Origin of the sequence: Pantoea sp. VS1, from assembly GCF_002207995.1 — a bacterium.
In the GTDB taxonomy this organism is placed as follows: Bacteria; Pseudomonadota; Gammaproteobacteria; order Enterobacterales; family Enterobacteriaceae; genus Pantoea; species Pantoea dispersa.
This window is the reverse complement of sequence record NZ_NHZE01000167.1, coordinates 1-2,257: the sequence shown is the minus strand read 5'-3', so window position 1 is coordinate 2,257 and position 2,257 is coordinate 1. Positions and strand designations below refer to the sequence as shown.

The window sequence follows — 2,257 nt, the reverse complement described above, 5'->3', positions numbered from 1 at the left end:
GCTCTCGCCGGCAATGTCCTGGCAGATTTTCTGATTGGACACCTGCGACACCGGCCAGAGGCCGCCGATGATGCCCTGCGCGGCCTGACAGGAGCTCATGTTCATGGAGTTCACGTCCGAGGCCAGCTTCTGCAGGAAGTCTTTGGCCTGCTTGAGCTCCGGCACCATCGTCTGCAGCGCGAGATCAAAGGCGTAGCCGGCGGCGTTACTCATAATCTGCTTCACGAACCGCTGCAGCTCGGCGCCGTTGATAAAGGAAAACGCCCCGAGGTAGGCATCGATGCCGCCGCAGCCCGCGTTCAGCGAGGGCACCTGCATCGAGATGAGCTGCACCTGTTTGACGGGGTTACGCAGATAAACCGAACCGCCGGTGAAGTAGCCCGCGGCCTGCCCCTGCCACGCCTGCGCTTTCGAGACGTTGCCGTCAAAGCCGAGGCTGCCAAAGTAACCGTTGAGGTCGCCCTGCACGTCGGCCAGCGCCGGGGCGCTGATGGTCAGCGCCGCCAGAGCGCTGATAACTAGATGACGAAGGTTCATGATGCCGCCCTCACATTAAAACGATCTTTCTTTTTCATTGAAAACTCCGGTCTGTCATGAATCCGTGCCGGCGCAGCGTGATGCTGACCAGCGCGCCGCAGCCAAAGCCGCCGGCAAGGGCAAACAGGAACAGCAGCGGGTAGAGCTGCAACCCGCTCAGCAGCAGCGCATCGGTGCCGTAAGCGACACCGGCGGGCAGGCGGGCAAGGTCGCAGGCAAGCCAGGCGTAAATCCCGGACGCCGCCAGCATTGAGGCGCAGACGAGCAGCAGCGCCGTCTCGGTTCGCGAGAGCGTAAAAGGGTGTTCCGTCATGATTTTTTCCGTATGCGGCGGGGCCGCGTGCGTTACTGCGGGGTCAGCGAAGCACTGCTCGGTACCGGCCCCAGCGTGTCGGGCGGCAGATGGTCAATGTCGGCCTCGATCATCTGCGCGAGGCGCTGGCTTACCGTGCCCATGTCGGTGTCGCCCTGATAAAGCGGATAAGCCATGTTGGTATTCACGTTGACCATAAAGGTGGTCGGCGTCGCGATGGGCAGACCGTTGCCGAAGAACGTCAGGATCTCGCCGGCGATGGGCTCGTTCGGCCCGGCTTTACGCGGAATGAGCGCCACCGGGAAGGACGTGTCGCCGTAGCCGTCAAGCGTATACGGATACACTTTTATGCCGGTTTCATCCGCCCACGCCTTCAGTTTTGGATCAAACTTCGCGCTGTACTGGCAGCCGCGCTGCATGAACACCACCACGGCGTAGTCGTTGAGGTTCACGCGCCGGCCGTCGGTCAGCGTCATCAGATTCGGCGGCTTCGCCGGCGCGGTTCGGGCAGGCTGGCTGCCGGGCAGCCCGAAGTCAGGCAGCTGTGCCCCCTGCTGCGCCTTTGCCTGCTCCAGCGCGGCGATGTCGTCGGCCACGGAGGCCTGTGCCAGCACCGGCAGCAGCAGCGTCGCCGCCAGCAGAACCTTAAGCCTCATGATGGCCTCCCGGTCCGCGGCGCGCGCGGCGGTATGCAATGAGTTCGCCCGCCAGTGCCACAGCGGCCAGCACAAAGGCGGCCATGGCGCCGGTGATCAGAACCTGATGGGTCAGCGTCAGCGAGTAGTTCATCATCTGGCGCAGGCAGTTCAGTATGACGCCCGCCATAAACAGCGTGATGATAAGCGGCAGTCGGTTCATGCATGTTCTCCTTTTGCCCGGCGGCGCAGGTGCCACACGGCCAGATTAGATATGACGGAAAGCACCACTGCGGCCCTGTAGAGCAACAGCAGCGTGCTGCTGGCCTCAGCAGCCCACGCCTCGCGGCTGACCGCCGCCTTCTCACACATCACGGGCGTGGGGGCAGGTTTTAACGCCTCCAGGACAGGCGCGCCGTGTTGAGGTTCATCGGACGCTACAGGCAGAAAGGCCTTCACGGGCCGGCCCTGCGGGACGCAGTCCCACACCTGCCCCGGCGGCGCGTCGCGCACCAGTTTTTCGGCCTCACCGAGCAGCATCTGCCCGGCGCCGCCGGCATGGTGTGCGGACAGCAGAAACAGCAGGAAGAACAGTAGCGCCGGGTGGATAACCAGCGTCTGCATCAGCAGGTTCGTCAGGCCACGGGCAGCGCGCAGCCGCCCGTGCCAGACGGGTGATAGCGTCAGCATCAGGAACTCCTCAGAAGTTAGGTTTAAAGCCGGTGGCCACGTTAAGAAAGCGCTTCGCCAGGTCATCCTGCGTCATAAAACC

Annotated in this window: 5 protein-coding genes; all 5 read right to left on the bottom strand. The window is 63.4% G+C overall.

The features are described 5' to 3' along the window. Positions 1 to 537, bottom strand: a 537-nt coding sequence (locus CBW22_RS25645; protein ID WP_176428205.1) for a conjugal transfer protein TraH, incomplete at its 3' end; no start/stop codon positions are given. A gap of 34 nt (positions 538 to 571) precedes the next feature. Beyond that, positions 572 to 850: a hypothetical protein gene (locus tag CBW22_RS25640; RefSeq protein WP_088518242.1), complete on the bottom strand. Its 279-nt coding sequence runs from the start codon at positions 848 to 850 to the stop codon at positions 572 to 574. Between the two features lie 32 nt (positions 851 to 882). Beyond that, positions 883 to 1,506: an F-type conjugal transfer protein TrbB gene (gene trbB / locus CBW22_RS25635; RefSeq protein WP_088518241.1), complete on the bottom strand. Its 624-nt coding sequence runs from the start codon at positions 1,504 to 1,506 to the stop codon at positions 883 to 885. Then, positions 1,496 to 1,708 (bottom strand): hypothetical protein, encoded by a 213-nt coding sequence (locus CBW22_RS25630; protein WP_088518240.1) that lies wholly within the window; start codon positions 1,706 to 1,708, stop codon positions 1,496 to 1,498. Before CBW22_RS25630 ends, trbB begins: the two co-directional genes overlap by 11 nt. After that, positions 1,705 to 2,175 carry a hypothetical protein gene (locus CBW22_RS25625; RefSeq protein ID WP_088518239.1) on the bottom strand — a complete coding sequence of 157 codons (471 nt, stop codon included), beginning with the start codon at positions 2,173 to 2,175 and terminating at the stop codon, positions 1,705 to 1,707. Before CBW22_RS25625 ends, CBW22_RS25630 begins: the two co-directional genes overlap by 4 nt. Positions 2,176 to 2,257: the final 82 nt, after the last annotated feature.